The organism is Halomonas sp. GXIMD04776, from assembly GCF_049808615.1.
Taxonomy (GTDB): Bacteria; Pseudomonadota; Gammaproteobacteria; order Pseudomonadales; family Halomonadaceae; genus Modicisalibacter.
The window spans coordinates 52507-78527 of sequence record NZ_JBNCAN010000023.1; the positions used below are offsets into that span (position 1 = coordinate 52507).

The 26021-nt window shown below is 59.7% G+C and carries 25 protein-coding genes; 15 read left to right on the forward strand and 10 right to left on the reverse strand.

All coding sequences use genetic code 11. From position 1 onward, the window contains the following. Positions 1–44 precede the first annotated feature (44 nt). On the forward strand, positions 45–1208 hold the full coding sequence (gene iadA, locus ACPF7Z_RS15260; RefSeq protein WP_425194114.1) for a beta-aspartyl-peptidase: 1164 nt from the start codon (positions 45–47) through the stop codon (positions 1206–1208). A gap of 143 nt (positions 1209–1351) precedes the next feature. Here iadA and ACPF7Z_RS15265 read toward each other — a convergent pair whose 3' ends face one another. From ACPF7Z_RS15265 to ACPF7Z_RS15280, 4 genes are read right to left on the reverse strand one after another with little or no spacing between them, the layout of a single operon-like run. Beyond that, positions 1352–3085 carry an ArnT family glycosyltransferase gene (locus tag ACPF7Z_RS15265; protein WP_425194115.1) on the reverse strand — a complete coding sequence of 578 codons (1734 nt, stop codon included), beginning with the start codon at positions 3083–3085 and terminating at the stop codon, positions 1352–1354. Positions 3086–3102: 17 nt separating this feature from the next. Beyond that, on the reverse strand, positions 3103–3396 hold the full coding sequence (locus ACPF7Z_RS15270) for a lipid-A-disaccharide synthase N-terminal domain-containing protein (protein ID WP_425194116.1): 294 nt from the start codon (positions 3394–3396) through the stop codon (positions 3103–3105). Beyond that, the gene (locus ACPF7Z_RS15275; protein WP_425194117.1) at positions 3393–4163 is read right to left on the reverse strand and encodes a glycosyltransferase family 2 protein; all 771 of its coding nucleotides are present in this window, start codon (positions 4161–4163) and stop codon (positions 3393–3395) included. Before ACPF7Z_RS15275 ends, ACPF7Z_RS15270 begins: the two co-directional genes overlap by 4 nt. Before the next feature lie 37 nt (positions 4164–4200). Further along, complete coding sequence (locus ACPF7Z_RS15280) at positions 4201–5229, reverse strand: NAD-dependent epimerase/dehydratase family protein (RefSeq protein WP_425194118.1); 1029 nt, start codon at positions 5227–5229, stop codon at positions 4201–4203. A gap of 173 nt (positions 5230–5402) precedes the next feature. Between ACPF7Z_RS15280 and ACPF7Z_RS15285 the strand changes: the two genes are divergently transcribed. The 3 genes from ACPF7Z_RS15285 (at position 5403) to ACPF7Z_RS15295 (ending at position 8127) form a co-directional block, all read left to right on the forward strand. Beyond that, positions 5403–6065, forward strand: coding sequence for a response regulator transcription factor (locus ACPF7Z_RS15285; RefSeq protein ID WP_425194119.1), 663 nt, complete (start codon positions 5403–5405; stop codon positions 6063–6065). Then, positions 6062–7459, forward strand: a complete 1398-nt coding sequence (locus ACPF7Z_RS15290) for an ATP-binding protein (protein ID WP_425194120.1) — start codon at positions 6062–6064, stop codon at positions 7457–7459. Before ACPF7Z_RS15285 ends, ACPF7Z_RS15290 begins: the two co-directional genes overlap by 4 nt. Positions 7460–7548: 89 nt before the next feature. Further along, positions 7549–8127 carry a manganese efflux pump MntP family protein gene (locus ACPF7Z_RS15295; RefSeq protein ID WP_425194121.1) on the forward strand — a complete coding sequence of 193 codons (579 nt, stop codon included), beginning with the start codon at positions 7549–7551 and terminating at the stop codon, positions 8125–8127. A gap of 6 nt (positions 8128–8133) precedes the next feature. Here ACPF7Z_RS15295 and ACPF7Z_RS15300 read toward each other — a convergent pair whose 3' ends face one another. After that, positions 8134–9063: an AEC family transporter gene (locus ACPF7Z_RS15300; RefSeq protein WP_425194122.1), complete on the reverse strand. Its 930-nt coding sequence runs from the start codon at positions 9061–9063 to the stop codon at positions 8134–8136. A 137-nt stretch (positions 9064–9200) separates the two neighbouring features. On the opposite strand from ACPF7Z_RS15300, the gene ACPF7Z_RS15305 reads away from it, so the two are divergent. From ACPF7Z_RS15305 to sodC (ACPF7Z_RS15315), 3 genes are all read left to right on the forward strand, one after another. Further along, positions 9201–10184: a cation diffusion facilitator family transporter gene (locus ACPF7Z_RS15305; RefSeq protein ID WP_425194123.1), complete on the forward strand. Its 984-nt coding sequence runs from the start codon at positions 9201–9203 to the stop codon at positions 10182–10184. A gap of 180 nt (positions 10185–10364) precedes the next feature. Next, entirely contained in the window at positions 10365–11204 is an 840-nt protein-coding gene (gene metF / locus ACPF7Z_RS15310) for a methylenetetrahydrofolate reductase [NAD(P)H] (RefSeq protein WP_425194124.1), read from the forward strand. A 76-nt stretch (positions 11205–11280) separates the two neighbouring features. Continuing rightward, a complete protein-coding gene (sodC, locus tag ACPF7Z_RS15315) occupies positions 11281–11802 on the forward strand; it encodes a superoxide dismutase [Cu-Zn] SodC (protein WP_425194125.1) in 522 nt (173 codons plus the stop codon). A 95-nt stretch (positions 11803–11897) separates the two neighbouring features. Here the strand turns inward: sodC (ACPF7Z_RS15315) and ACPF7Z_RS15320 are convergent, their stop codons facing one another. Both ACPF7Z_RS15320 and ACPF7Z_RS15325 read right to left on the reverse strand, forming a co-directional pair. Continuing rightward, on the reverse strand, positions 11898–14099 hold the full coding sequence (locus ACPF7Z_RS15320; RefSeq protein WP_425194126.1) for a TRAP transporter permease: 2202 nt from the start codon (positions 14097–14099) through the stop codon (positions 11898–11900). A gap of 89 nt (positions 14100–14188) precedes the next feature. Further along, positions 14189–15214, reverse strand: a complete 1026-nt coding sequence (locus tag ACPF7Z_RS15325) for a TAXI family TRAP transporter solute-binding subunit (RefSeq protein WP_425194127.1) — start codon at positions 15212–15214, stop codon at positions 14189–14191. A gap of 238 nt (positions 15215–15452) precedes the next feature. Here ACPF7Z_RS15325 and sodC (ACPF7Z_RS15330) point away from each other — a divergent pair, with 238 nt between their 5' ends. Beyond that, entirely contained in the window at positions 15453–15983 is a 531-nt protein-coding gene (gene sodC / locus ACPF7Z_RS15330) for a superoxide dismutase [Cu-Zn] SodC (RefSeq protein ID WP_425194128.1), read from the forward strand. 73 nt (positions 15984–16056) lie between these two features. On the opposite strand, the gene ACPF7Z_RS15335 is transcribed toward sodC (ACPF7Z_RS15330), so the two are convergent. Then, complete coding sequence (locus tag ACPF7Z_RS15335; protein ID WP_425194129.1) at positions 16057–16302, reverse strand: YheV family putative zinc ribbon protein; 246 nt, start codon at positions 16300–16302, stop codon at positions 16057–16059. Positions 16303–16314: 12 nt separating this feature from the next. Then, complete coding sequence (gene prlC / locus ACPF7Z_RS15340; protein WP_425194130.1) at positions 16315–18366, reverse strand: oligopeptidase A; 2052 nt, start codon at positions 18364–18366, stop codon at positions 16315–16317. Positions 18367–18540: 174 nt separating this feature from the next. Here prlC and ACPF7Z_RS15345 point away from each other — a divergent pair, with 174 nt between their 5' ends. The 3 genes from ACPF7Z_RS15345 (at position 18541) to ACPF7Z_RS15355 (ending at position 21219) form a co-directional block, all read left to right on the forward strand. After that, a complete protein-coding gene (locus ACPF7Z_RS15345; RefSeq protein ID WP_425194131.1) occupies positions 18541–19881 on the forward strand; it encodes a sodium-dependent transporter in 1341 nt (446 codons plus the stop codon). Positions 19882–19910: 29 nt separating this feature from the next. Then, entirely contained in the window at positions 19911–20453 is a 543-nt protein-coding gene (locus ACPF7Z_RS15350; protein ID WP_425194132.1) for a gamma carbonic anhydrase family protein, read from the forward strand. Positions 20454–20547: 94 nt separating this feature from the next. Continuing rightward, positions 20548–21219: a metal-dependent hydrolase gene (locus ACPF7Z_RS15355; RefSeq protein WP_425194133.1), complete on the forward strand. Its 672-nt coding sequence runs from the start codon at positions 20548–20550 to the stop codon at positions 21217–21219. A 28-nt stretch (positions 21220–21247) separates the two neighbouring features. On the opposite strand, the gene ACPF7Z_RS15360 is transcribed toward ACPF7Z_RS15355, so the two are convergent. Then, positions 21248–22033 (reverse strand): GntR family transcriptional regulator, encoded by a 786-nt coding sequence (locus ACPF7Z_RS15360; protein WP_425194134.1) that lies wholly within the window; start codon positions 22031–22033, stop codon positions 21248–21250. Positions 22034–22370: 337 nt separating this feature from the next. Between ACPF7Z_RS15360 and ACPF7Z_RS15365 the strand changes: the two genes are divergently transcribed. From ACPF7Z_RS15365 to ACPF7Z_RS15380, 4 genes are read left to right on the forward strand one after another with little or no spacing between them, the layout of a single operon-like run. Continuing rightward, positions 22371–23126 carry a (Fe-S)-binding protein gene (locus ACPF7Z_RS15365; protein ID WP_425194135.1) on the forward strand — a complete coding sequence of 252 codons (756 nt, stop codon included), beginning with the start codon at positions 22371–22373 and terminating at the stop codon, positions 23124–23126. Then, a complete protein-coding gene (locus ACPF7Z_RS15370) occupies positions 23123–24559 on the forward strand; it encodes a LutB/LldF family L-lactate oxidation iron-sulfur protein (RefSeq protein WP_425194136.1) in 1437 nt (478 codons plus the stop codon). The genes ACPF7Z_RS15365 and ACPF7Z_RS15370 overlap by 4 nt, the downstream gene beginning before the upstream one ends. Beyond that, positions 24556–25209 carry a LutC/YkgG family protein gene (locus tag ACPF7Z_RS15375; protein WP_425194137.1) on the forward strand — a complete coding sequence of 218 codons (654 nt, stop codon included), beginning with the start codon at positions 24556–24558 and terminating at the stop codon, positions 25207–25209. The genes ACPF7Z_RS15370 and ACPF7Z_RS15375 overlap by 4 nt, the downstream gene beginning before the upstream one ends. Before the next feature lie 21 nt (positions 25210–25230). Beyond that, positions 25231–25851: an HAD family hydrolase gene (locus tag ACPF7Z_RS15380; RefSeq protein ID WP_425194138.1), complete on the forward strand. Its 621-nt coding sequence runs from the start codon at positions 25231–25233 to the stop codon at positions 25849–25851. Positions 25852–26021: the final 170 nt, after the last annotated feature.

Here is a 26021-nt window from a genome sequence, read left to right on the forward strand (position 1 = left end):
ACCCAGGCATTCTATCCACCCGCCGCCACAGGTGACCCTTCGCGATGACCCGACATGCACACGACGCCCCGCTGATGACCCTGCTGCGGGTCGGTCGCATCCTTGCGCCGGAGCCGCGCGAAGAAACCGACATCCTGATCGCGAATGGCCGAGTCGCTGCACTCGGGCGCGATCTTGCTATCCCGGAGGGGTGGCCGGTGGCGCTGATAGAAGCTCCTGAGCTTACCGCCGTGCCGGCCTTCATCGACCAGCATGTGCATGTGACCGGCGGCGGCGGCGAGGGGGGCTGTGGCACCCGTTGCCCCGAGATCACCGCTCATGAGATCGCGAGCATGGGTATTGCAACGGTCGTGGGGGTGCTCGGCACCGACGGCATCAGCCGTTCGCCGGCGGATCTCTTGGCCAAGGTTCGCGGGTTATGCGCAGAAGGCGTCTCGGCCTATATGTACACCGGGTCCTATCGCGTGCCGCCGCCGACTCTCACTGGAGATCTGCAGCGCGACCTGGCCTGGATTCCCGAGATCATCGGCCTAGGCGAACTGGCGATTTCGGATCATCGCTCGAGTCAACCGCGCCAGGACGAGATCGCGCGGCTGGTCAGCGACACGCGGGTGGGTGCCATGCTGGCGGGCAAGCGTGGCATCTGCCATTTCCACGTCGGCGATGGCAAGCGTGGGCTGGAGCCGCTGCGCCGCTTGCTGGCGGAGACCGAGATTCCCGCCGATCAGGTGATTCCTACCCATGTGAATCGTCACCGCGCCTTGCTCGAAGAAGCTGTCGACTATGCGCTGACCTTCCACGCCTGCGTGGATGTGACCGCCTTCGAGGACGCCGGCGAGGACGGTCTTTCGGCCTTCGACGCGGTCTCATTGTTGCTCGATCGTGGTGTTCCGAGAGGGCAAATCACCCTGAGTTCCGATTGCAACGGCAGCCTGCCGGAGTTCGACGCCAAGGGCGAATATCTGGGCATGAAGGTCGCGCGCAATACCGCCCTGATCACGGACTGGCAGCGACTTGTGCGTGAGCAGGTGCTGCCGCTCGAGGAGGCCTTGGGCCTGATCTCCGGCAACGTGGCCCGGGTACTCGGGTTGCACGACCGCAAGGGGCATCTGGCCGTTGGTTTCGATGCGGACGTGACGCTGATTAACGATGCGCTGCAGCCGCAATGTACCTTTGTGGGTGGTCGTTGTCTCTACGACGGGCGCTAGGGAATCACTGCATAAATGCCTGCGCAAGCGAATTGCTGCGTTGCGCGGTGCTGGTGCGCCAGCCCGGTTGAAGATCGCCTAACCCCATGTTATGTCTCGTCTTCTGTGCTCCGTGCGCCTTGCACTTCATCTCGCTCGGCGATTTATTCAGCAATTCTGTAGTCTTCACTTAGTGTCGTGGGCGCCACGTACAGCGGTGCCGCCTCCTCGTTGCCGCTGCAACGCGTGACAGCGCTCCCCGGGATCAGCCACCAGTCGTCGCTGTTCTGATGACCCATGTCCTGGGCCTGGCTCAGGTCGATACAGGGATAGCCGCTGGTCCGCCGATGCTCGGTGAGCATCCAGCGCCGATTCGGGGCTTCCTGCAACCAGGCGAAGGCGCGGCCGAACTGCGCATCGAGCGGTGTCCTGTCGCCGAAGTGAACGCTGGGCTGGCGGGATTGCAGCAAAAACTCCTCGTCGAAACTCGGCAACGCCAGCCAGGCATCATCACCGGTGATCGTGACGATCTCCTGCATCATGCGACGCGGTGAGCGCGTCTCGTTCTGCAGCGCATAGCCCCAGGTCGACCAGGTCACCCAGAACACCACCAGCCATAGCGGCAGAGCCAGCATGCCGCGTCGTGGTCGCAGCCAGGCCAGCAACCCCGCGGCCGTGGCACCAAGCAGGACCCACCAGGCCCAGGGCACGATGTCGTGACGCTCGGCGAGCGTGGTCAGCGCCGGCAGCCCCAGGGCGCCGAGCAGGCCGGCAGCCAGCAGGACCCCGCCCAGCAGGACCAGTACGCCGGTGCCGAGCCAATGGAGGCCTCGTTTGCCCAGCAGGCCCGGCAGGAGGGGGGCCAGCGCAAGCACCAGCAGCGGAATTGTCGGCAAGACGTAGACGCCGCGCTTGCCCGGCGACAAGGAGAAGAACACCAGGATCAGGATCACCCCGCTCAGCGGCAGCAGCAGGCGTGCATCGTGACGCCGGGCCCGGCGCCACCAGGCGGGTATCGCCCAGGGTAGCGCCAGCACCAAAGGCATCCAGGCCCAGGGCAGCACCTCGACCAGGTAATAATACCAGGGCTTTAGATGGTGCCAGGAATCGGCATAGCGCTCGCCGGTCTGCTTGAAAAGGATGTTGTCGCGATAGGCCGCAAGATTCGGGTCGTCACCGAAGGTGGCAACCAGGATCATCGGCAGCGCCCACAGGGCGACGACGGCGATCATAAGCGTCAAGCCCGAGCCCAGATCCTTCCAGGTGATTTTCGTGGCCTGACCGCGCCAGGCCAGCCATAGCCAGGCCGGTAATAGCAGCAAGGGCAGAAAGCCGACGCCCTTGGTGATGATGCCGAGCCCCATCGCCGCGAAGCCGATGAACCACCAGGTTCGCGCCGGCCCGAGTAGAGCGTGGCGTAGTAACCCATAGGCGCCCAGGGTGGTGAAGAAAGTCAGCAGCATGTCGATCTGGGCGGCCTTGGCCTGCAGCACGAACTGCAGGGTGGCGAGTAGCGCCAGGCCTGCGAACAGGGCAATCCGCTGACCATGCAGGCGGCGTGTCAGGTCCATCACCAGCGCTAGAGTACCCAGGGCGGCGAACAACGAGGGAAGCAGGAAACCCAGTCGCACCGAGCCGGTGATGGCGATGGAAAGCGCCGATGCCCACATGAACAGCGGTGGCTTGTCGGGATAGGGTTCGCCGCCGCGATGGGGAAACCAGAATTGGCCGGTCTTGAGCATTTCGAGCGCATTCAGGGCGAAGCGCGGCTCGTCGGCGGGCCAGGGGTCGCGCAGGCCTATTCCCAAGCCCAGCAGCACCAGGGCAAAGATCATGACGAGAAGCCATGACCAGCGATAGTCGTGGCTCAAGTGACGCAGATAAGCAGGGCGATGCATGGTGATGCGAATCCTGGTCAGGAGGATGTGTCCGAGGTTTCGGCGCGCTGGCGTGTTTCGCGACGAATCAGCATCAGGTTGCGGACATAGATGAACAGCCCGGCGCCCTGGCCGGCGATGAATACCGGGTCGCGGCGATAGAGGGCATAGGCCAGAAGGGTGGCGCCACCCCCCAGGCTTAAAAACCAGAATGCCGTGGGCACGATGCTGCGCTTGGCGCGTTCACTGGCCAGCCACTGCACGAGAAAGCGTGCCGAGAAGAGGGCCTGCCCCAGAAAGCCGATGCCCAGCCAGAGCCATTCAGTGGTCATGGGTGCTCCTTGGTGTGCAGGCCGGATGTATCGTGCTCCAAGGCCTTGGATGCTTCGCTTTCGAGGGGCGCGGGAAGCCGGCTGCGCCGACGCAGCCACATGACGCCGATGATATCCACCAGTCCTACCCAGAGGCGGTTGTTCAAGCCATAGTGGGATTTCCCCGCGCCCCGGGGGCGGTGATTGACCGGTACAGAGACGCACCGGCCGCCCTGGGCCAGAATCAGCGCGGGGATGAAGCGGTGCATATGATCGAAATAGGGCAAGGCCAGGAAGGCGTCGCGGCGGATGACCTTGAGGCCGCAGCCGGTGTCCGGGGTGTCGTCCTTGAGCAGTGTCGAACGCACGCGGTTGGCGACCCGGGAGGAGAATTTCGTGAACCAGGTATCGCGCCGCAAGACGCGGTGCCCGTTGACCAGGGTGATGCCTTCCTGACGCGCCTTGTCGTAAAGGCGCGGGAGGTCGGCGGGATCATTCTGGCCATCCCCGTCCAGGGTCGCCAGCCAAGTGCCGCGAGCGGCCCAGGCGGCCTGCCATAGCGAGGTGCTCTGTCCGGCGCTGCGCATGTGGCGCAGAGGTCGCAGGCGTACATCGCTTGCAGCGCGTTGGCTGAGTAGCGTCCATGTAGTGTCCGTCGAGCCATCGTCGACGACCAGGATTTCGTATGCCTCGTCGGAGAGAGCGGCATCAATTTCATCCAGCAGCTGAGTCAGATTGCCCGCTTCGTCCTTGGCCGGAATGAGGATGGAGAGTGATGGCTGCGGCATGGGCAGAAGTTCCATGAAGTAATGTCGCAATGTGTGTTTAACCTAGTCTCGAACAAGGCGGCTTGGCGTTGACCGGCTGGACGACGCCATTGTAATAGTGACGATACCAGTCGACGAAGCGTCGCACTCCCTCGGCCACGTCGGTGCGTGGTCGAAAGCCCGTGGCGGTGAACAGGGGTTCGGCATCCGCCCAGGTGTGCTGCATGTCCCCGGGCTGCATCGGCAAGTAGTCACAGCGGGCCTCGATCCCGGTCGCCTCTTCGAGGGTGCGTACCAGCGTCATCAGACTGATGGGGCCGCCATGACCGATATTGTAGAGCCGATAAGGAGGCGCGTCGTCCTGTGCTCCATGTCGCGGCACGATGTCCATGATGCGCGCGATACTTTCCGTGATATCGTCGATATAGGTGAAGTCCCGAGACATGTCGCCCTGGTTATAGAGCTCGATGGGCCTGCCTTCTAGAATGTTACGGGTGAACTTGAACAGGGCCATGTCCGGGCGACCCCAGGGGCCATAGACGGTGAAGAAGCGCAGCCCCGTGGTCGGCAAGTCATAAAGATGGGCGTAGGAATGGGCCATCAGCTCGTTGGACTTCTTGGTAGCGGCATAGAGGCTGACGGGCTGATCGACATTGTCCTCGACGGAAAAAGGCACCTTGGCATTGCGGCCATAGACTGAACTGGAGGATGCGTAGACCAGATGCCCGACCTTCTGTCGACGGCACCCTTCCAGCACGTTCAAATGGCCGATCAGATTGGATTGGCCATAGACCTCGGGGTGATCCAGTGAGTATCTCACCCCTGCCTGAGCCGCCAGGTGAACCACGCAGTCGAAGTGCGTGCCGGCGAATAGGCGCTGCATGCCCTCGGCATCGGTGAGATCCAGGCGCTGGAAACGCACGTTGGCGAAGCCCGACAGGTCGTTCAATCGCGCCTGCTTGATGGCGGCATCGTAGTACTCGTTGAGGTTGTCGATACCCAGGATCTCATGACTCGCATCTTCGGCAAGCCGGCGCGCCAAGGCATGACCGATGAACCCGGCCATGCCGGTGATAAGAACCTTCATGCGTTACTCCCGCGAATAGGCTCGTATAGCCTGCACCGGTAGCCTTAAGGGATTCTTAAGGATCCTGTCGCTACACTCTGCACACCAACGTTGCTATTGATATTGGGTATGTCCTTCAGGAAAAGCATGGAGCCTGGGGGCGAGGATGCCCAATGAGTCGATGAGGGTGGGGCGTGCGCATACTATTGGTGGAAGACGATCCGCTGTTGGGCGATGGCATCAAGATTGCCTTGGAGCGTGAAAACTATGTGGTCGACTGGTTCACTCGTGGGCGTGAGGCAGTCGCTGCCATCGACAACGAAGAGTTCTCGGTGATGATCCTTGACCTGGGGCTACCCGACATGGACGGCATGCAGGTGCTGAACCGGGTCAGAGGGCATTCGCCTTTGCCGATACTGATCCTGACGGCCCGGGATGCGGTGGAAGAACGTATCCTGGGGCTGGATGCCGGAGCCGACGATTATGTGCTCAAGCCCTTCGATCTGCAGGAATTACTGGCCCGCCTGCGGGTGGTGACGCGCCGGGCCGGGGGGCGAGCCTCGCAGGTGTTGACCCTGGGCGAGCTGTGCATCGACGAGGCCCGTCATTGGGTGAGTTGGCAGGGCCGCGAGATCAAGTTGAGTCGGCGGGAGTATGCACTACTGCTTGAGTTGGCTCGGCATCCGGATAGGGTGCTCTCACGGCCACGCCTGGAAAGCCTGCTCTACGGTTGGGGCGAGGAGGTGGAATCCAATGCGGTGGAAGTGCATGTGCATCACCTGCGCAAGAAACTCGACAAGGCATTGATCGTCACCGTGCGGGGCATCGGCTACCGACTGGACAGTCAAGCCGCATGAAATCCATTCGTCGCTATCTTGCCCGGACCCTGGCGCTGGTGCTGGCGATGACGGCGCTTTTGACGGTCACGGCGGCCTATCTGATCACCGATCATGAATTGGAGGAGATCCTCGATGCTCAGTTGAGCCTGCAAGGGCGCATCGTCGCCGGACTGATTTCTCCCGCCACCACCCGCGACGAGTATCGCCGCATCGCTCAGCGGCTCGCCTTGCCGGATCATGAAGCCCGAACGTACGTGAAGGGCGAGATCGAGCCCCGTTCTCCGAGAGCCTCCACCGCGCCCCTCTATCATGAGGAAGAGCGTATGCTGTCGATCGGCTTCTGGAATGCCGATGGCTCGCCTCGTCTGCTGGGCGCCAGGTGGAACGAGAGCGATCCTTTCCCGGGGCCTAAAGCCGAAGGTTATCGTTGGGTCGAGTATGCCGGCGATCGCTGGCGAGTGTTCAGCCTGTTCGATAAGGCCAGTGCCACCTGGATCGGCGTGGGGGTGAGAGCTGATTTCCTCGAGGAGATCGTTCAGCGCGTGGCTCTCAACAACCTATGGCCGGTGCTGCTTCTGCTACCGCTACTGCTGTGGTTGATGGTTCGCATCATTCGCCGGGGACTTTCCCCCATCGCACTTCTGTCCCGTCAGGTCCAGGGGCGAGATGGTCAGGATCTCACTTCGATCGATCTCGATGTGCCCCAAGAACTCGATGGACTTCAGCAATCGCTGAACGATTTCATCGATCGGCTGGGCAAGACGCTGGAGCGCGAGCGACGCTTCACTGCGGATGCGGCCCACGAACTGCGCACGCCCCTGGCGGCTCTCAAGATCCATCTTGAAAACGCTCAGGCTGGCGAAGCAGACTCGCTACAAAAAGCCACCATTGGAGTGAAACGGCTTCAACGGGTGGTGGAGCAGCTATTGGTGTTGGCAAGACTCGATCGTGCCTCGAGCAACCAGGCCCGATCGATCGATATTTATCCTATCGTCGTCGAACTCACCGCCGACCTCTGGCCCCTGGCGCACGCGCGTGGACAGGAGCTCTCGTTAACGGGACTGACACGGTTGATGGTGTACGCCGATCCGGTGGAAGTCGGTATTCTGCTGCGCAACCTGTTGGACAACGCGCTGCGCTATACCCCGGAAGGAGGGCATGTCGACGTCGAACTTTGCAGCCAGCGGGGTACCCCGCAAGTCATTGTACGAGATACTGGCCCGGGGATTCCCGACGAGCTTCTCGGCACGGTCACCGAGCGCTTTCGTCGGGCTTCGGACCAACGCACTACCGGGAGCGGCCTCGGCTTATCCATTGTCGTGGAGCTGGCGCAACGCCAGCAGGCCCATTTGAAATTGAGTAACCGTGAGCCCCAAGGATTGGAGGCGAGAATTATTTGGCCGGGTGGCTAGCGTCGGTAACGTAACATCACCGATGGCGATCAGCGGTTCACATCCTTATCAGGTATCATACGCACTGCAATCATCGGTAGGTTTAATGCATGTCGCTCGTATCGAATTTTTTCATGGCCATAGGCCTATCGGCAGATGCCTTCGCTGTGAGTGTCGCCCGTGGTGCCTGCAACTGGCGTTCCGATGTGCGTGTAGCGCTGCGCACTGGCCTGGTGTTCGGCAGTGTCGAAGCCGGTATGGTATTGCTGGGCTGGCTACTTGGCTCGGGGTTCGCCAGCCTGATTACCGAGATCGATCACTGGATCGCGCTGCTGCTGCTAGGAGCAGTCGGTGGTCACATGATCCATGAGGGGCTGAGTGATGGTGGCGAGGAAGATGCCTGTGACGCGTCGTCTCAGAGTGGGATAAAGACGCTGCTTGCGGCGCTGGGTACCAGCATCGATGGAGCCGCGATCGGCGTGACCCTGGCCTTCATCGATGTCCCTATCTGGCATGCCGTCGCTATCGTGGGTGCAGTATCCTGTTGTATCAGTACTCTGGGGGTATTGATCGGCCCAAGGGTCGGCTCGTTGCTCGGGCGTCGTGCGGAGGTGCTGGGCGGCCTGGTGCTGATCACCATCGGCGTATCGATCTTCTATTCGCATATGCATGCGGCCGGGGCGCTCTGATTGCGCTCATCCCAGTCCGCCCAGCGGCAATAGAATCTTCAGGTACCAAGGAATCAGCAACGGAGCTGCCAGGGTGGTCAGCAACACGGCAATGGCGCCCTTTTCCGGACGTATGTTCAACTCCATGGCGACTACCACCACGTTGGCGGCCATCGGCACCACCCCAAGCAGCAGTAGCGCCATGGCCAGTGTCTCGGAGATTCCGACACTCGCCCGCAACAGCAAGACCGCAATCAGGCTGATCATCGGCCAGAGTATATAGCGGGCCGCGACGCAGGCGGCGATGAAGCGTACATCCACCTCGCGCAGGGTCACCCGCCCCAGGGTCATGCCGATGATCATCATGCCCAGCACCGTGTAGCTGTACTTGAAGTAATCGAGTCCTTCCATGATGGCGCCGGGAACGGGTAAGCCGAGACCGCTGACCAGCAAGGCGGCGGCGAAGGCGTAGATCAATGGCAGGCGCAGGATCTTGGCCAGGCTTTCCCGCACCGAGAAACGGCCCCGGGCACTCAGGTAATAGCCGACGGTGAATTCATAAAGCGTGATGCCCAACAGGCAGAACAGGTAAAGGGTCACGCCTTCCGGGGGTAGCAGTACCATGGCAATGGGCAGGCCGAAGTAGCCGGTGTTGCCGGTACCCGCCGAGAAGGCCAGCAGCGCGGCTTCTTCTGCCGCAAAAAAAGGCCGTGCGATCAAGCTCACCATCAAGCCGATGAGACTCGAGAGTAGAAAAAGCGCCGCGGTCAGCAGCAGATAATCGATACTAGGGCCACCCAGGGTGAGACCGCGAAAGAAGGTCAGCGGAGCGATGATGTAGATCAATAGCGTGGCGATGGGGCGTGGATCCACCGCAAGACGCCGGGCGGCGAGCCAGCCCAGGCCGACGAAGGCCAGTAGCATCCATAGCGGTTGGGAAAGGTCGACCTCGAGCATCAGCAGCTCCGAATAATCAAAGGGCTTATAGTGCCTGGGATGTGATGCAAACGGGAGGGTGGGTGGTCACTTGACGCGCACTCCGGGCAGAGGCGTTACACTAGAGAACACACGTTTATCATCACCGGAGTTTATCGATGGCGCAGCACGCCTCATCGCAGTCCGACTCTCACGATCATGCCCACCACGGACATGGCCATTCCCACGACCACGATCATGCTCCGACGGTGACTGCTGATAGCGAGAAGCGGGTGTTCTGGGCCATGTTGCTGACGGCGGGCTTCATGATTGCCGAGTTCGTCGGTGGCATCATCTCGGGCTCCCTCGCCCTGCTGGCAGACGCCGGCCATATGTTCAGCGACAGCGCGTCCCTGGCCATGGCGCTGGTGGCATTTCGTTTAAGCGCGCGTTCACCGGATCGCCAGCGCACCTTCGGTTATCGTCGTTTCCAGGTGTTGGCGGCCTTCGTCAATGGCCTGACCCTGTTCGCCATCGCATTATGGATTTTCTACTCCGCCATTGATCGTCTCATGTCGCCGGTGGACGTGATGGCAGGGCCGATGATGACTATCGCGGTCATTGGCTTGTTCGTGAACATCGTCGCTTTTGTGGTCCTCCACCGCGGCGACAGCGACAATATCAACTTGCGTGGCGCGGCGATGCACGTGCTGGGCGATCTGTTGGGCTCGGTTGCGGCCATTGCTGCCGCCTTGATCATCATGTTCACCGGCTGGAACGCTGCCGACCCGATTCTCTCGGTGCTCGCCGCCGGACTGATCCTGCGTGCGGCCTGGCAGATACTGCGTCGTTCCGCGCATACGCTGCTCGAAGGCACCCCGGATGGAGTCGAGGTGGCCGAGATTCGAACGGCCCTGGAATCGATCGATGAGGTCGAGAGCCTGCATGATGTGCACCTCTGGGGTCTGACTCCGCAGGACCCGCTGCTCAGCCTGCACCTGGTGGTGTGCGACGGAGCCGATCATGCCTACGTACTGAAACAAGCCTACACTGTGCTTCGCGAGCGCTTCGGCATCACCCACGCTACCTTGCAGCTCGAAGGCGAAGCCTGTTTGACCGGAGGCGACTGTGAGACGACGTTATCTGAGGGGTGGACGCGGTAGCTCTGGCTGGAGCCTATATCCACGTGTCCATGAACGATTTCGATGCTGTACCACGAAACTTTCATTGGTTCCTCGTCTTGGCGGTAGGCACAATGAAGACCTTGATAGGCCAAGATCCGTTTGTAGCCGAGTACGCCTTGGCAAGTGATAACTGAAAAAATATTCATGAGGTTGGCATCGATGAGCACGCAAGAGCACCCACTGGGCATCAGTTTCGAATTCTTTCCACCGACTACCGATGTCGGTCGTGAGAAGCTGATGCAAACCCGGAATGCTCTGGCCGAGCGTAAGCCGCACTTTTTCTCGGTGACCTATGGCGCAGGCGGTTCGACGCAAGCGCGTACTGTCAATACCGTCAAGCAGGTCAGCGAGTGTGGTATCACCACCGCGCCCCACATCTCCTGCGTGGGCAGCGACAAGGGTGAATTGCGGGAGTTGCTGGTTAATTATCGCGAATCGGGCATCGACAGCCTGGTGGCCTTACGTGGTGATCTGCCGTCCGGCATGGGGAGCATTGGCGAGCTGCGCTATGCCAATGAGCTGGTCGAGTTCATCCGAGAGGAGACCGGGAATCACTTCGAGATCGCCGTGGCCGCCTATCCAGAGTCGCATCCCCAGGCGCCGAGCTTCGATAAGGATCTGGAAAACTTCGTGCGCAAGATGCGTGCCGGTGCCAACATGGCCATCACCCAGTACTTCTTCAACGCCGATGCCTATTTCCACTTCGTGGATCGAGTACGTGCCTTGGGCATCGAGGCCCCTATCTTGCCGGGTATCATGCCGATCACCAATTACACCAAGCTGGCGCGTTTTTCCGATGCCTGCGGCGCCGATATCCCGCGCTGGATACGCAAGCAGCTCGAGGCTTACGGTGATGATAAAGAGAGCATCGAAGCCTTCGGTGAAGAGGTGGTGTCGCGACTTTGCCAGCGTCTGTTAGAAGGCGGTGCCCCCGGGTTGCACTTCTATACGCTGAACCAGGCGGCTCCCAGTCTCCGGATCGTCGACAATATCGCGTGAAGTGTGCCGGGTTGGCAGAATGCCGGGTCTTGGCTAGCCTGTAGACGGATGTCGTACTCAAGGACAGGAGAAAGGCATGTTACGTTCAAAGCTATTGTTGGGTATGAGCACGCTGCTATTGGCAGGCACCGTGCAGGCTGAACAGAGTATCGAGATGCACCAGGTCGATGCCGAAGGCGTTGGCGATAGCATCGGGACCGTCACGCTCGAAGACAGCGACTATGGGCTTCTGCTTACCCCCGACCTGAGTGATCTCGAGGGGGGCATGCATGGCTTCCATGTTCACCAGAACGCCAGCTGTGAGCCCGCCGAGAAGGGCGGTGAACAGGTCGCGGCGGCCGCCGCCGGCGGTCATTTCGATCCCGAGGGGACCGGCACCCACCAAGGGCCCTATGGTAACGGTCATCTGGGCGATCTGCCGGTGCTCATGGTCGGCGAAGAAGGCAACGCCATCACCCCGGTTCTGGCACCCCGGCTCGAGATGGCGGACCTCAAGGGTCATGCTGTGATCATTCATGAAGGTGGCGACACCTATTCCGACCAGCCTGAATTGGGAGGCGGCGGCGCTCGGGTCGCCTGCGGAGTCGTCGAGAAGTAGTCCCTCGCATTGAAAAATCATGACAATCACGAAGCTGATAGCCCCCGTCAGAATTCTGACGGGGGCTATTGGTTATAGTGATATTTAGCGTTGCTTCATGAGTTGGCTGGTGAGGGTTTACCTCCCGGCGATGATCCGCGTTGCATCAGGAAAACGATAATGCCAATCGCCAGGCCCGCCAGATCACTGTAAATCCCGCCGTAGATCATGCATACCGCGCCGATCAGCAGGAGTAAGCGCACCAGCGCCTTGATCGGCCCGAAGAACCAGCCTTGTACCGAGGCTGCCAGCAACACGATGCCGAGCGTCGCGGTGAGTCCGACCCGCAGGATCTGCAGCCAGGAGCCCTCCATCAGCATCGCCGGGCTGTAGAAGAACATGAACGGCACGATGAAGGCGGCCAGGCCGATCTTGAACGAGGTCACCGAGGTCTGCATGGCGTTGGCTCCGGAGATGCCTGCCGCAGCGTAGGAGGCCAGGGCCACCGGCGGCGTGATGGCCGAGACCACGGCAAAATAGAACACGAAGAAGTGCGCCACCAGGGGCTGGATGCCGATGTCGATCAGCCCGGGGGCCACCACCGAGGCCGCCACTGCATAGGCTGCGGTGGTCGGCATGCCCATGCCCAGCAGGATGCTGATGCACATGGCGAACAGCAGCGCCAGCAACTGGCTGAAGCCGGCGAGGCCGAGCAGCAGCGACGAGAAGCGCGATCCGACGCCGGTCAGCGAGATCACCCCTACGATGATGCCGGCGCAAGCGCACACTGCGATGATCTGAATAGCCATGGTGCCGGCCATTTCCAACGCCTTGAGCACGGAGCGCACGCCCATCTTGTGGGGCGAGAGCCAGCTCACCACCGCCGCCGAGGCGGTCGCCAGAGTACCGGCACGAATTACCGAATACCCCATGAACAGGGCGGCGATCAGGATCACGATGGGTGCGAACAAGTAGACCTGCTTGAGCAGTCGGGAGAAGCGCGGAATCTCGTCGCTGCGCATGCCCCGCATGCCCTTGTAGGCCGCCTCGAAGTCGACCATGAAGTACACCGAGGCGAAGTAGAGTACCGCGGGTATCAGTGCCGCCACGGCAATCTCGGTGTAGGGAATGCCGGTAATTTCCGCCATGATGAAGGCCCCGGCTCCCATGATCGGCGGCATGATCTGACCGCCGGTGGAGGCCGCCGCCTCGATGGCGCCGGCGCTACGGCTGGGATAGCCGACTTTCTTCATCAGCGGAATGGTCAATGAACCGGTGGAGACCACGTTGCCGGCGCTGGTGCCGTTGATCATGCCCATCAGCCCCGAGGCGAAGATCGCCACCTTGGCCGGACCGCCCCGGGATCGCCCGGCGGCGGCGAAAGCGAAATTGACGAAGTAGTCGCCGACCTTGGAGGCCTGCAGGAAGGCGGCGAAGATGATGAACAAGATGATGTAGGTGGATGATACCGCTGTGGTAGGGCCTAGGATGCCCGCATCGGTATAGACCTGGCTGAAGAAGCGTCCTACGGATAGCCCTGGATACCCCAAAAAGCCTGGCAAGTAGGGGCCGGCGAAGACATAGGTAAGGAAAATCGCCGAGATGATCACCAGTGCCAGTCCCGCTACTCGGCGGGTCAGCTCGAGGATTAGCAGCGAGCCGGCAATCGCTGCGTAGGAAATGCCTATGGGGGCAAAGGAGGTGCCGGTAGACATGCGTAGCGGCGTGTTGTAGATCATCAGCAAGTAGCCGGCGCTGGCCAGGGCGCAGACCATCAGCACGCCGTCAGCAGGGCTCAAGCGCTGGCGCTCCTGGCGATAGCCCCAGGAAAGCAATATGGCGGCTGCGCTGGCGGTGATGAGCGGATATCCAAAGTGCCAAGCTTCGATGGCAGGTTCGATGCGCATGGCTTCGCCGCTGAGGGTTCGATACATCAGCCCGACCTGTACCAAGGCATAGAGCGCCGGGGCCAGTAGCACCAGGCTCAGATGGGTCGCCCAGCGTCCGGTGGGATGAGTGTCGTCGTCCGCGAAGCGGGCGCCGCTGTAGAGGCCATAGCCGAGGATCAAGGCGCCGCAGATGTGAATGATGCGAAACGACCAGGTCTCGAGGGGGTAGACGTTCAGCGAGACAAGATGAAAGGTCGAATAGACCACGGCAAGGGTAGCGAATAGCCACCATCGCCAGCCGTCTAGCAGGCGTCGATTGGACTCGACGATGTCGTCGTCGACGCCTTGAGCGACGGTTTCCGCTTCAGTGGGAAGATCTGCTTCGTGGGAAGCGTCACTTGCAGAACGATCGTCCGAGGGTAAACTCATGCGGGATCACCGTTGAGTAGTCATGACAAGGCAAGATCGAGAGCGGCGCCAGTAAGCACCACTCCCGTACCGATCGAAGGCGTCTTGCCTTATTGATGGATCATGTCCTCGGGGATTTCGTAGCCATTTTCCTTGTACCAGCGCACTGCACCGGGATGGAAGGGAATGACCTCGTTGTACTTGAGGTTCTCCGGCACCGTGGTTTCCGCACTGCGATGGATCGAACGCATCTTGTCGTTGTTTTCCATGGTGATGCGAGTGGCTTCGTAGACGAAGTCATCCGGCAGGTCGCAGCCGGCGATGGCGAAGTTCCACATCGACACCACGCGGGACTCCTCTTCGAGGGTCGAGTAGGTGCTGGCGGGGATGGTGAACGCCGAGACCGGGAATGCCTCAATGGCCTTGGCCTGCTCCTGTTCGGTGAACTCGATGATGTTCACGTCGGTCTGCACCTCGAGCTGGCTGACGGCGGGAATTGGAATGCCCGCGGCGAAGGCGATGACATCGATCAGACCATCCTGGAGCTGCCCGGCAAGATCGTTCCAGCCACCGTTGCGCCGCTCGAAATCGACACCCAGCTCTTCGAGGATGGCCGGGAAATAGGTGTCCGAGGTTGACCCTGCAGGACCGAAGCCGATGGTGGCGCCGTCGGGGATCTCGGAAATCGAGGTGATACCGGAGTCCGACAGGGCGGTGATCGAAAAGGGCGTCTCGTACATCGGGAACATGGCGCAGACGTTGTCCATGACGACCCCGGGGGCCAGAGGGCTCTTGCCCGACAGGGCGTCGCTGGCCGGGCCCATGGTGGTCAGGCCGAAGGCGACCTCGCCGTTGTGCACCAGCGCCAGGTTCTGGGTCGGCCCGCCGGTCACCTCGCCACCGCCGGAAAGACCCAATTGGTCGGCGATCAGGTTGGCCCAGCCGGAGCCATAGACGAAATAAGTCCCCCCTTGGCTTGCGGTACCGACGGTGAAGCTTTGCGGCCATCCCTCACGATCATCTTGCGCCTGGGCACTACCGGTGGCGACTAGACCCGCCGCCAGAGTTCCCGCGATCAATGTCGTATTGAGGCGATGGATGAAGTTGGTGCGCTTGGCCTGCTGTTGAGTGGACATGGATCACTCCCTGCTTGTTGTTCTGAATCGTGGTTGACCTGTCATTTAAATCACTAGTCGTAGTGGCCTGTAAACTGCACAAACGTTGAATCCGGTCGTGTCAGTTAATGTCATTACAAGAGTATTGGTTGATGCTTCTAAGCTCTTTCTCCATGACGGCGGTCTACAATGAGTTGTAAGCCGCCAAGATGATTGGCTAGTCTTGGGGAGCACGCTCAACCCAAGGATAGGAGTGGATATGATCTCTTCGCGCAATCTGATGATCGCTATTAGCGCCTCGTTCGCGTTGGTTGCCACTGCACACGCCGCCCAGGAAATCGAGATGCATGAAGTCAACGACCAGGGCGTCGGTGATAGCATCGGAACGGTCAAGATAGAGGATACTCAGTACGGTTTGCTGATCACGCCGGATCTGGCGGGGCTGGAGCCCGGTGCGCATGGGTTCCATGTGCACGAGAACGCGAACTGCGAGCCTCTGGAGATGAACGGTCAGGCAACCGCAGCCGCTGCTGCTGGCGGTCATTACGCTCCTGAACAAGCTGGCACTCATCAGGGGCCTTACGGCCAAGGCCATCTCGGCGACCTGCCGATTCTGATGGTCGATGAGGAGGGGGGTGCGACCACGCCGGTACTGGCACCGCGTCTGAAGGTATCGGATCTGAAGGATCGTGCCCTGATCGTTCACGAGGGTGGCGATACCTATTTCGATCATCCCAAGCTGGGCGGCGGCGGTTCACGCATCGCCTGCGGCACAGTCGACAAGCAGTAGGCCGGGTTGTTGCATGCCCGTAGATAAATGAAAGGCCTCCGATAAGTGGAGGCCTTTTCGAATATGGGCGTGATCAGCCTTTGGGGTCCAGGATGCGAACGGCCTGCACGTCGCTTTTCTTCTGCTCTTCCCGGGTACGGTTGACTCGGGTTTCGAGTTCTTGCGCACTCGCTGGCTGCTCGATCGGCAGTTGTTCGAAGAAGTCGCAGGAGACGCAGTCGCGATAACGAATACCGTTCTGCTCCCAGGTGCGCACACGATCCATGGCCGCGCAGCGCGGACAGATGGCGCCGGCAATGAAGCGTTTGGGTGTCGACATGAATTCTCTCCCTCAGGCTGCACGAATGCCGCTATGGCGTAGCAGGGGCTCGACGCTGGGATCGCGACCGCGAAAGGCGCGAAACAGCTCCGCCGCATCTCGCGAGCCGCCCTGCTCGAGGATCTCCTGACGGAAGCGTGCGCCGGTATCCCTATCGAAGACGCCGGCTTCCTCGAAGGCGCTGTAAGCATCCGCCGAAAGCACCTCGGCCCACTTGTAGCTGTAATAGCCTGCCGCATAACCGCCAGCAAAAATATGGCCGAAGCTGGTCTGGAAGCGGTTGAACTCGACCCGGGGCACCACGGAAAGTTTGTCGCGAATCTCGTCGAGCAGCGCCTGAACGTCCCCCGCCGTGGGCTCGGCGAACTCGTGATGCAGGCGAAAGTCGAACAGTGAGAATTCGATCTGGCGCAGCATGCCCATGGCCGACTGGAAGTTCCTCGCGGCCTGCAGCTTGGTGAGCAGGTCATCCGGCAGGCGCTCGCCGGTATCGACATGAGCGGCGATCAAATCGAGCCCCTCGCGCTCCCAGCAAAAGTTTTCCATGAACTGGCTGGGCAACTCCACCGCGTCCCAGGCCACACCGTTGATGCCCGAGACATCGGCAACGCTTTGTTGGGTCAGCATGTGGTGCAGACCGTGACCGAACTCGTGGAACAGCGTGGTCACTTCGTCGTGAGTCAGCAGGGCCGGCTTATCGCCTACCGGGCGGGTGAAGTTGCAGGTCAGGTAGGCCACCGGTAGCTGCAGGCTGCCGTCCTCGCGCTGACGGCGCACGCGGCACTCGTCCATCCAGGCACCGCCGCGCTTGCCCTCGCGGGCGTAGAGATCGAGATAGAAACCGGCAATCGGTACATCGCTTTCGCGGATCTCGTAAAAGCGCACGTCTGGGTGATAGCGCGGAGCGCTATCATCTTCGACGAATCGCACGCCATAGAGCCGCTCGGTGACCTTGAACAGGCCATCGATGACCTTAGGCGTCGGAAAATAGGGGCGTAGCTGCTCCTGAGAAATGGCATAGCGGGATTCGCGCAGCTTCTCGCTGGCGTAACCGATATCCCAGGGTTTTAAATCTGCGAGCCCGAGTGTTTCCTGGGCGAAAGCCTCGAGCTCGTTGAACTCTTCCTGGGCCTGAGGATGCGCGCGGCGTGCCAGGTCGTCGAGGAAGTCGAGTACCTGGGTCGGTGACTCGGCCATCTTGGTGGCCAGCGAGTAGTCGGCATAGGTCTCGAAGCCCAGCAGTTGGGCCAGCTCATGACGCAGCGCCAGGATCTCTTCGATGTGCTTGGCGTTATCGTATTCACCCGCATTGGGCCCCTGATCCGATGCCCGGGTGGCGAAGGCGGTATACACCTCTTGGCGAAGCTCGCGATCGTTGGCGTAGGTCACCACCGGAAAGAAGCTCGGGAAGTCCAGGGTAATGCGATAGCCCTCGACATTCTTGGGCTCGGCATTGGCCTTGAGGGTGTCTAGCGCACTCTCGGGCAGGCCGTCGAGCATCGAGGCGTCTTCGATATCCTTGTACCAGGCCTGGGTGGCGTCGAGCACGTTATTGGAAAACTGATTGGACAGCTCCGATAGGCGTGATTGAATTTCACCATAGCGCCGTTTCTGCTCGGTAGGCAGATCGACGCCGGCGAGACGGAAGTCGCGCAGGGTGTTGTCTATCGAGCGGTGCTGGGCATGATCGAGATCGTTGTAGGCCGAGGAATTCTTGAGCGCCTGATAGGCTTGGAACAGTCCTTCATGCTGCCCCAACCAGGTGCCGTAATCAGAGAGCATCGCCAGGCAGGATTGGTACGCCTCACGCAGTGCCGGTGTATTCATGGTGCCGTTCAGATGCGATACCGGCGACCAGGCCTGGGATAGGCGGTCGTTGAGTTCCTCAAGCGGCGCCGCCAGGGTCGACCAGCGCGGGGACTCCCGGCTGGCTTTTTTGACCAGCCGGTCGATGGCGTTGCGATTTTCGTCGAGGATCTGCTCGATCGCCGGGACCACATGATCGGGCTGAATATCGCCGAAGGGCGGCAGAGTATGGCTCTCGAGCAATGGATTGTTGGGCATGGACGCAGTTCCTTGTCGCAGGGAAGTGATGGTTCATTTAGATGCGGACGCCGGGGCCGCGTTTCAATAACGCTCGCAGAAGATTGGCCGCCATGCGCCAGCCTGCTAGGCTTGCGCCTTCGATGTTGGGATGTTCGGTTTCACCAAACATAAACATAAGGCAGGCAGGGGCACATGGGCGAAACCTTGGAGCGCTGGAGTACACGGCGTGCATTTATTCTAGCGGTAACCGGCGCCGCCGTGGGGCTGGGTAACATCTGGCGCTTCCCCTACATGACGGGTGAAAATGGCGGGGCCGCCTTTTTAGTGCTGTATGTCGCTTTCGTGGTGGCACTCGGCCTGCCGGTCATGATGGCCGAGATTCTGATCGGGCGCGCGGGGCGGCGCAGTCCCATGCAGGCGCTTGCCCATCTTGCCCGAGAGGCCGGCGCTACCCCGCACTGGCGCTGGCTGGGACTGTTTGGCGGGATCACGGTATTTTTCATTCTGTCGTTCTATTCGGTGGTGTCGGGCTGGTCGATCGAGTATCTGATCGATTCGATCAACGGTAATTTTGCTGGCCGCTCACCCCAGGAGATTGGCGCCAGCTTCGATGCGTTTCTTGCCGATCCACTGCGCATGACCTTCAATCATACTCTGTTTCTATTGCTGACAATGTCCGTTGTTGCAGCAGGCATCTCGGGTGGTCTGGAGAAGCTCAACAATCTGCTGATGCCGCTTTTGTATCTATTGTTGTTGATACTCGCCATCTACGCCACCACGACGGATGGCTTCGGTGTTGCCATGGCCTGGCTGTTTACCCCGGAGCCCTCGGCGATCACCACGTCTGTGGTGTTGAATGCCATGGGTCATGCCTTTTTCACCTTGGCGCTAGGTGCCTGCGCGCTGATGGCCTACGGCGCTTACATGCCGGAGCATCAGAGCCTGCCGCGCGCCGTGATCGCGGTGGCGCTGCTAGACATCTCGGTCGCTCTTCTAGCGGGTATCGCTATTTTCTCGGTGGTGTTCTCCCAGGGCATGGATCCGGGCGAAGGCCCAGGGTTGATGTTCGTGACGCTCCCCATCGCCTTTGCCCAATTGCCGGGCGGTTCCCTATGGCTGGGTATCTTCTTTCTACTGCTGTTGCTGGCCACCTGGACATCGTCGATCAATCTGGCCGAGCCGATGGTGGTCACCTTGCAGGATGCGGGACTCAAGCGCGGTTACGCCACTGCGGTGATCGGTGCGCTGGTGTGGGCGGCAGGCATGCTCTCGGTATTGTCGTTTTCGACCATGGCCGAGGTGTACTGGATCGGCAAGATGAATTTTTTCGACCTGGTGACCACGATCCCTACCGATATCTTCCTGCCGATAGGCGGTTTGCTGATTGCAATTTTTGCTGCCTGGGTCATGTCCCAGGAGACGGCGCAGCGTGCTCTGGGTATCGACGCCAAGGGGTTTCGCCTCTGGCAAACGCTCGTGCGCTTCGTTTCGATCCCGTTGGTGGTCGTGGTGTTGGTGTCTGGCCTATTCTGAAGTCGAATGAGTCATTTAAGGAGTGGAATATGGCGATTAGAACCTTTCAGGGGCAGACACCGCAGCTCGGCGAACGGGTGTATGTCGATCCTGCCAGTGTGGTGCTGGGCGATGTTGTATTGGGCGATGATTGCTCGGTATGGCCGATGACGGTGGTGCGTGGCGATATGCATCGCATCCGGATCGGCGCGCGAACTAGCGTGCAGGATGGCAGCGTGCTGCATATCACCCATGCCAGCGATTTCAATCCCGGTGGCCATCCGCTGACCATCGGCGATGATGTCACCATCGGTCATAAGGCCCTTCTCCATGGTTGCACGCTGGGCAACCGTATCCTGGTGGGCATGGGGTCCATCATCATGGATGGCGCACTAGTCGAAGACGAGGTGATCATTGCCGCTGGCGCGGTGGTAACGCCAGGCAAGACCCTGGCGAGCGGCCATGTGTATGCCGGCAATCCCGCCAAGCCCCTGCGCGAGCTCAAAGAGAGTGAGCGAGAGTTCTTTGCGTACACGGCGGGTAATTACGTCAAGCTCAAGGACCAATATCTTGCGGATGAACAGCAAGGCTAGGCCTTCCTGCTCTGAGTGTCGCCATCCGGCAACTAATTGTTTTATCAGGCCATAAAGCTCATACTCTGGTTTTTTATCCAGTGTGAGATTTTTCATGGCCGATTTTCGTACTCATTTAGGTGTCGCCACTGCCGTGGGTACGCTCGTGGGGCTGGGGGGGTGGCAGGTATCACTATGGTCACTGGCTGCAGCGGCGCCGCTAGCCGTGCTAATGGCTTTGGGCGGCATTCTCCCTGACATCGATTCCGATAATTCGCACGCCGTTCGTCTGATCTTCACCCTGTTCGCCACGTTAGCGACTGTGAGTGGTGCGTTATTGTTTCAGGAGCGACTGAGTCCAGGCATATTGTTGATAGCCTGTGGCGCGCTTTTCCTTGGTATACGCTATGCATTGAGTGCGGTGTTCAAGCACTTTTCTGTCCATCGTGGTATCTGGCATTCCCTGCTCGCGGCCCTCTTGGGAGGCGCGCTGGTAACAACCGCCAGTTACCAGGTATTTTCGCAGACAGCCTGGATGTCATGGGCCCACGGGCTAGCGCTGGTGATTGGGGCAGTGATTCATTTGCTCTTGGACGAATGCTATAGCGTTGACCTGGTCGGTGCGCGAGTCAAACGTTCCTTTGGCACGGCCCTCAAGCTCTTCGATTATCATCAGCCGCTCAATTCGCTGCTCATGCTATTGGTGACGATCGCCCTTATTCCCTGGCTGCCGCCCTGGTCGGCTCTAACGGTGCTTATGTCTCAAGGCATGCAGTTCTGGCCGTAATGTTCGTTCAAGGCCACTCCTTCTAGGTTCAGTCAGGGTGCTCTGGCAACGATCTTGTCCGCCGCAAGGCCCGTTGGTTGCGAGTTTCAGCACGCTCCAACTCATGCAGTCCTTTTTCGACGAAGACAAGATGCTCGTGGGCACAGGCGCGGGCATCCTCGGCGCGACCGTCAAGAATGGCGTTGAGTAGCGCTCGATGCTGGTTCATCAGCTGTTCCCGAGAGCCGGGTCTTTCGAATAGATAGGCCAGGTTGGAGACGATGCTTTTCTCCAGCAGATGGAAGATGCCGCGTATGGTATGCAGTAAAAGAACATTATGGCCGGATTCGGCGATCGCAAGATGGAAAGCGGCATCGGCCTTGGCCTCGCGATGCGGATCGCTTTGCAATGAAGGCTCGGCGTAGGATGTATCGAGCTCCTCGAAACGACGAACAAGCAAGGCCTTGTCTGCGGAAGTCGCGCGAAGCGCCGCGTAGTAGGCCGAAATACCTTCCAGGGCGTCACGGAACTCGAGTAGATCGAGTTGAAACTCCTGGTGACGTGAAAGCATCTCAAGCAGTGGATCATTGTAACCACTCTTGAGTTCTTCACTGATGAAGGTGCCGCCCCCTTGTCGACTGATGAGTAGGCCCCGGGCCGAAAGCTTCTGAATGGCTTCCCGCAATGATGGCCGCGACACGCCAAAGCGTTCCGCCAGTTCCCGCTCTGGCGGCAGGCGTTGCCCCGGCGTAAGACTGCCTTCGAGGATCATCGTCTCGAGACGCTCGGTAATGACATCGGCAATGCGCGGTTGCCGGACGGGTTGGTAGACCATGGGTGATACTCGGGAACTTGGTATAAAAACAGATTAAAGAGTTGTCATTGACCTCAATTGGTAAGACCAATACTAGCCTTGAAACCTTGAGTTGCCAATGACTAATGGCGAATATCACGTAATCGGTGCAAGTATTATGCTCCTAAGGCATTCGGCAAAACGAGAGGCGGCTTAGTGCCAAAGGCGGCGTGATGTGTTTGACGTGCGTAGCGTCTTGCTTCTAAAGTTCGGCAATATTGAATGTTAATTGGTTTTACCAATTTGACGGAGCCCTCCCGATGGCGATTAAGCCCCGCGTTGCGGCGCGGGGTTCGGAGGCTAGTTCAGGAAACTCATCATGACATCACTCAAGCTCTATCCACCCAGGCCTGAAAAGGTGTACTTCTTCGGTACTTGTCTTATCGACATGTTCTACCCCGAGGCCGGACTCGATGCTATTCGCCTATTGGAACGGGAGGGTATCGAGGTCATCTTTCCCGAGGATCAGACCTGTTGCGGTCAGCCGGCTTATACCTCGGGCTATCATGATGAAACCCGTGCGGTCGCTAAAGCGCAGTTGAATCTGTTTCCCGAACCCTGGCCGATCATCGTGCCCTCCGGGTCCTGCGGGGGCATGATGCGAACGCATTATCCGTCACTCTTTGCCGGCACCGATCAAGAAGTGCAGGCGCGAGAGGTGGCGGATCGTATCTTCGAGCTGACCGAGTTCCTGGTGCATGTCTGCCACGTTCAGCTTGGCGACAAGGGCGCGCCGCAACGTGTGGCCATGCACACATCCTGTAGCGCCCGCCGCGAGATGGGGCTGGCGGAAACAGGGCCGGCGCTTCTCAAGCAGTTGGGTTCGGTAACGCTGGTGGAGCAGGTGCGAGCCAGCGAATGTTGCGGTTTCGGGGGCACCTTCGCAGTACGCCATCCCGAGGTGTCGGCGGCAATGGTCGACGACAAGTCCAGGGCCATCGAGGCGGCAGATGCCGAGCATTTCGTGACCTCCGATTGTGGTTGTCTGATGAACATTGCCGGGCGATTCGAACACCAGAAGCGGCCTGTGAAAGGTGAGCATATCGCCAGCTACCTATGGAGGCGCACTTCGTGAGCGTTCAAACCTATACGCCTCAGGCGTTTCACCGTCAGGCCCATGATGCGCTGGGCAACCCCCAGATTCGCAGCAATTTCCGCAATGCGATGGATGGTCTGATGACCAAGCGTCGCGATTCCTTTGGTGACTGGGATGTGGAAGTGCTGCGCGACCTGGGGGCCAATATTCGTTTGCGGGCACTGGCCAAGCTGCCGGATCTGCTCGAGCAGCTCGAAGCCAATTGTCAGGCCAATGGTATTCAGGTGCACTGGGCGCAGGATGCTGATGAAGCCTGCCGTATCATTCGCGATTTGTGCGAGGCGCGGGACGCCAAGCGTGTGATCAAGGGCAAGTCGATGGTCTCCGAGGAAATGCATCTCAATGCTTATCTCGAGGAGTCGGGTATCGAGGCGCTGGAATCGGACCTGGGTGAATATATCGTCCAGCTCAACGAGCAGACGCCATCGCACATCATCATGCCGGCGATTCATCTCAATACCGATGAGATCTCCGACATAATGCATAGCAAGACGGGAACCGACAAGACGCGAGACGTCGACTACCTTACCGCTGCGGCGCGTCATCAGTTGCGTGAGCGTTTCATGGCTGCGGATGTGGGTCTTTCCGGAGTCAACTTCGCCGTCGCCGAGACCGGAACGCTGTGCCTGGTCGAGAATGAAGGCAATGGGCGCATGACCACCACGGTGCCGCCGGTGCACATCGCCGTTACCGGTATCGAGAAGGTGGTGGAGCATCTGCGTGACGTGCCACCGTTATATGCGTTGCTGACGCGCTCCGCGACCGGCCAGCACGTGACGACCTACTTCAACATGATTTCCGGTCCGCGCAAGTCCGGAGAGCACGATGGCCCCAAGGAGGTTCATCTGGTGCTGGTCGATAACGGACGTTCTTCCATCTACCAGGATGACGAACTGCTCGACACCTTGCGCTGTATTCGTTGCGGTGCCTGCATGAATCACTGTCCGGTCTATACCCGTGTCGGTGGTCATACCTATGGCACCACTTATCCCGGTCCTATCGGTAGTATCCTCATGCCGCACCTACAGGGGCTCGAGGCGACCAAGGATCTGCCCAGCGCCTCAAGTTTATGCGGTGCCTGTGGCGAAGTGTGTCCGGTCAGGATTCCGATTCCCGATCTGCTGGTGCGTCTGCGCAAGGAGGCCGTGGGCGAAGGGCGCGGTAATGTCGAAGGCGCCGGGGTCAAACGCAATCTCAAGGAGGTGCTGGCCTGGAAAGGCTGGCAATGGCTGTCTACTCACCCTGGGGCCTGGCGTGCAAGCGCGAGCATGGCAGGAAAGTTTCGTGCATTGACACCCTCAAGCCTGGGGCCATGGACGCGCTATCGTATTGCACCCAAGCCTGCCTCTACGTCTCTTCATGCGCTAGTCAAGCGTCATCAACGCGCTAGTAAGCAAGAGGGCGAAAAGTGAGCGCTCGCGACTCAATTCTTAAACGTCTACGTGAACGCACCGACGGTCCTTTGATGGCACCTGTTTCCGATTTTAGCGTGATGGGTGGACGTAACTGGACGCATGATGAGCGCCTGGCCCATTTCGAGGAAAAAATCACCTCGGTGCATGGTGAGGTGATTCATACCGATAAAACGAATTGGACAGATGCCCTAAAGAAGGTGCTCACCGATAAGAACGTCAAACGCTTGGGGATGGGCCGCGAACATCCGGTTGCCGTTGAGGCGAGGGAGGCGCTGGCCAGAGGTGACATCGAACTGATTGACGTTGACCGCGATATCGAAGACTGGCAGCGGGAGCAGTTCGATATCCTTGAGGCTGGATTGACCTCGACTCGTGGGGGTATCGCCGAGACCGGCAGTCTGTGGCTCTGGCCGACATCCGACGAGCCGCGCCGGCTGAGCCTGGTGCCACCACTGCATATTGCAGTGCTTGACGCCGATGCCATCGAGGACACCTTCTTCGATGTTATTGCGGCCCACGACTGGGCCGGTAACATGCCGACCAACGCGCTATTGATATCGGGGCCAAGCAAGACCGCGGATATTGAACAGACGCTGGCTTACGGTGTACATGGCCCACGAGAACTGGTCATACTTATGCGTCACTAGGGGGAGTGGGGAAGTGTGGTCATGCAGAGTCGCAAGGTGTTGTTGTTCGATGTGGGCGGGGTGCTTGTGGACTGGGACGGCACGAATGGGCTTGTCGAACTGACTGATGGGCGTCTCGACCACGAACAAGCAAGGCGATTCTGGATGGAGTTCGAGCCGCTCAAGCCGTTTGAAAAGGGGTATGCCGATGGCGCCGGCTTCGCCCAGGCAGCGGTCGCCGAACTTGAGCTGGACATGACCTCTGATGCCTTTCTGGCGGTGTACGACAGGTGGATGCGAGGACCTTTTCCGGGTGCATTCGACTTGATCGAGCGTATTCACCCCCATTATCGCCGCGCCGTACTGAGCAACAGCAACCCCATTCATTGGCGCCGGCTGATTGATGATTATGGTCTTGCCGGGCCCTTTGAAACGCTGTTTGTCTCTCATGAGATTGGTCAGCGTAAACCTGAACCGGAAGCTTATCGCACAGTGTTTGAACGCATGGCGCAACCCGCCGAAGAGTTCATCTTTTTCGATGATAATCCCGAGTGTATCGAAGCAGCGCAACAGATGGGGGGCAAGGCAATCCAGGTTCGTGGTTTGCCCCAGTTGGAAGCTGCGCTGACAGAATTGAATGTATTGCTGCCACAGAAGGGATGATACTCGTTAAAAGTAAAAACCTCTTGCGTTCAAGGCAATGAACCCGTAGGATACGCATCCGCTGCTGCCGACGAGGGGATACCCGAGAGGCATCGGCCGGCTCTTTAACAATTGATCAGGTAATTCATGTGGGCGCTTGTGAGCGATGCGGTGAGCAGTCACCGAAATCG

Excerpts from the sequence above, each read along its gene's own strand:
- iadA (WP_425194114.1), top strand. The coding sequence starts at position 45 with ATGACCCGACATGCACACGACGCCCCGCTGATGACCCTGCTGCGGGTC.
- ACPF7Z_RS15265 (WP_425194115.1), bottom strand. The coding sequence starts at position 3,085 with ATGCATCGCCCTGCTTATCTGCGTCACTTGAGCCACGACTATCGCTGG.
- ACPF7Z_RS15270 (WP_425194116.1), bottom strand. The coding sequence starts at position 3,396 with ATGACCACTGAATGGCTCTGGCTGGGCATCGGCTTTCTGGGGCAGGCC.
- ACPF7Z_RS15275 (WP_425194117.1), bottom strand. The coding sequence starts at position 4,163 with ATGCCGCAGCCATCACTCTCCATCCTCATTCCGGCCAAGGACGAAGCG.
- ACPF7Z_RS15280 (WP_425194118.1), bottom strand. The coding sequence starts at position 5,229 with ATGAAGGTTCTTATCACCGGCATGGCCGGGTTCATCGGTCATGCCTTG.
- ACPF7Z_RS15290 (WP_425194120.1), top strand. The coding sequence starts at position 6,062 with ATGAAATCCATTCGTCGCTATCTTGCCCGGACCCTGGCGCTGGTGCTG.
- ACPF7Z_RS15295 (WP_425194121.1), top strand. The coding sequence starts at position 7,549 with ATGTCGCTCGTATCGAATTTTTTCATGGCCATAGGCCTATCGGCAGAT.
- ACPF7Z_RS15300 (WP_425194122.1), bottom strand. The coding sequence starts at position 9,063 with ATGCTCGAGGTCGACCTTTCCCAACCGCTATGGATGCTACTGGCCTTC.
- ACPF7Z_RS15305 (WP_425194123.1), top strand. The coding sequence starts at position 9,201 with ATGGCGCAGCACGCCTCATCGCAGTCCGACTCTCACGATCATGCCCAC.
- metF (WP_425194124.1), top strand. The coding sequence starts at position 10,365 with ATGAGCACGCAAGAGCACCCACTGGGCATCAGTTTCGAATTCTTTCCA.
- sodC (WP_425194125.1), top strand. The coding sequence starts at position 11,281 with ATGTTACGTTCAAAGCTATTGTTGGGTATGAGCACGCTGCTATTGGCA.
- ACPF7Z_RS15320 (WP_425194126.1), bottom strand. The coding sequence starts at position 14,099 with ATGAGTTTACCCTCGGACGATCGTTCTGCAAGTGACGCTTCCCACGAA.
- ACPF7Z_RS15325 (WP_425194127.1), bottom strand. The coding sequence starts at position 15,214 with ATGTCCACTCAACAGCAGGCCAAGCGCACCAACTTCATCCATCGCCTC.
- sodC (WP_425194128.1), top strand. The coding sequence starts at position 15,453 with ATGATCTCTTCGCGCAATCTGATGATCGCTATTAGCGCCTCGTTCGCG.
- ACPF7Z_RS15335 (WP_425194129.1), bottom strand. The coding sequence starts at position 16,302 with ATGTCGACACCCAAACGCTTCATTGCCGGCGCCATCTGTCCGCGCTGC.
- prlC (WP_425194130.1), bottom strand. The coding sequence starts at position 18,366 with ATGCCCAACAATCCATTGCTCGAGAGCCATACTCTGCCGCCCTTCGGC.
- ACPF7Z_RS15345 (WP_425194131.1), top strand. The coding sequence starts at position 18,541 with ATGGGCGAAACCTTGGAGCGCTGGAGTACACGGCGTGCATTTATTCTA.
- ACPF7Z_RS15350 (WP_425194132.1), top strand. The coding sequence starts at position 19,911 with ATGGCGATTAGAACCTTTCAGGGGCAGACACCGCAGCTCGGCGAACGG.
- ACPF7Z_RS15355 (WP_425194133.1), top strand. The coding sequence starts at position 20,548 with ATGGCCGATTTTCGTACTCATTTAGGTGTCGCCACTGCCGTGGGTACG.
- ACPF7Z_RS15360 (WP_425194134.1), bottom strand. The coding sequence starts at position 22,033 with ATGGTCTACCAACCCGTCCGGCAACCGCGCATTGCCGATGTCATTACC.
- ACPF7Z_RS15365 (WP_425194135.1), top strand. The coding sequence starts at position 22,371 with ATGACATCACTCAAGCTCTATCCACCCAGGCCTGAAAAGGTGTACTTC.
- ACPF7Z_RS15380 (WP_425194138.1), top strand. The coding sequence starts at position 25,231 with ATGCAGAGTCGCAAGGTGTTGTTGTTCGATGTGGGCGGGGTGCTTGTG.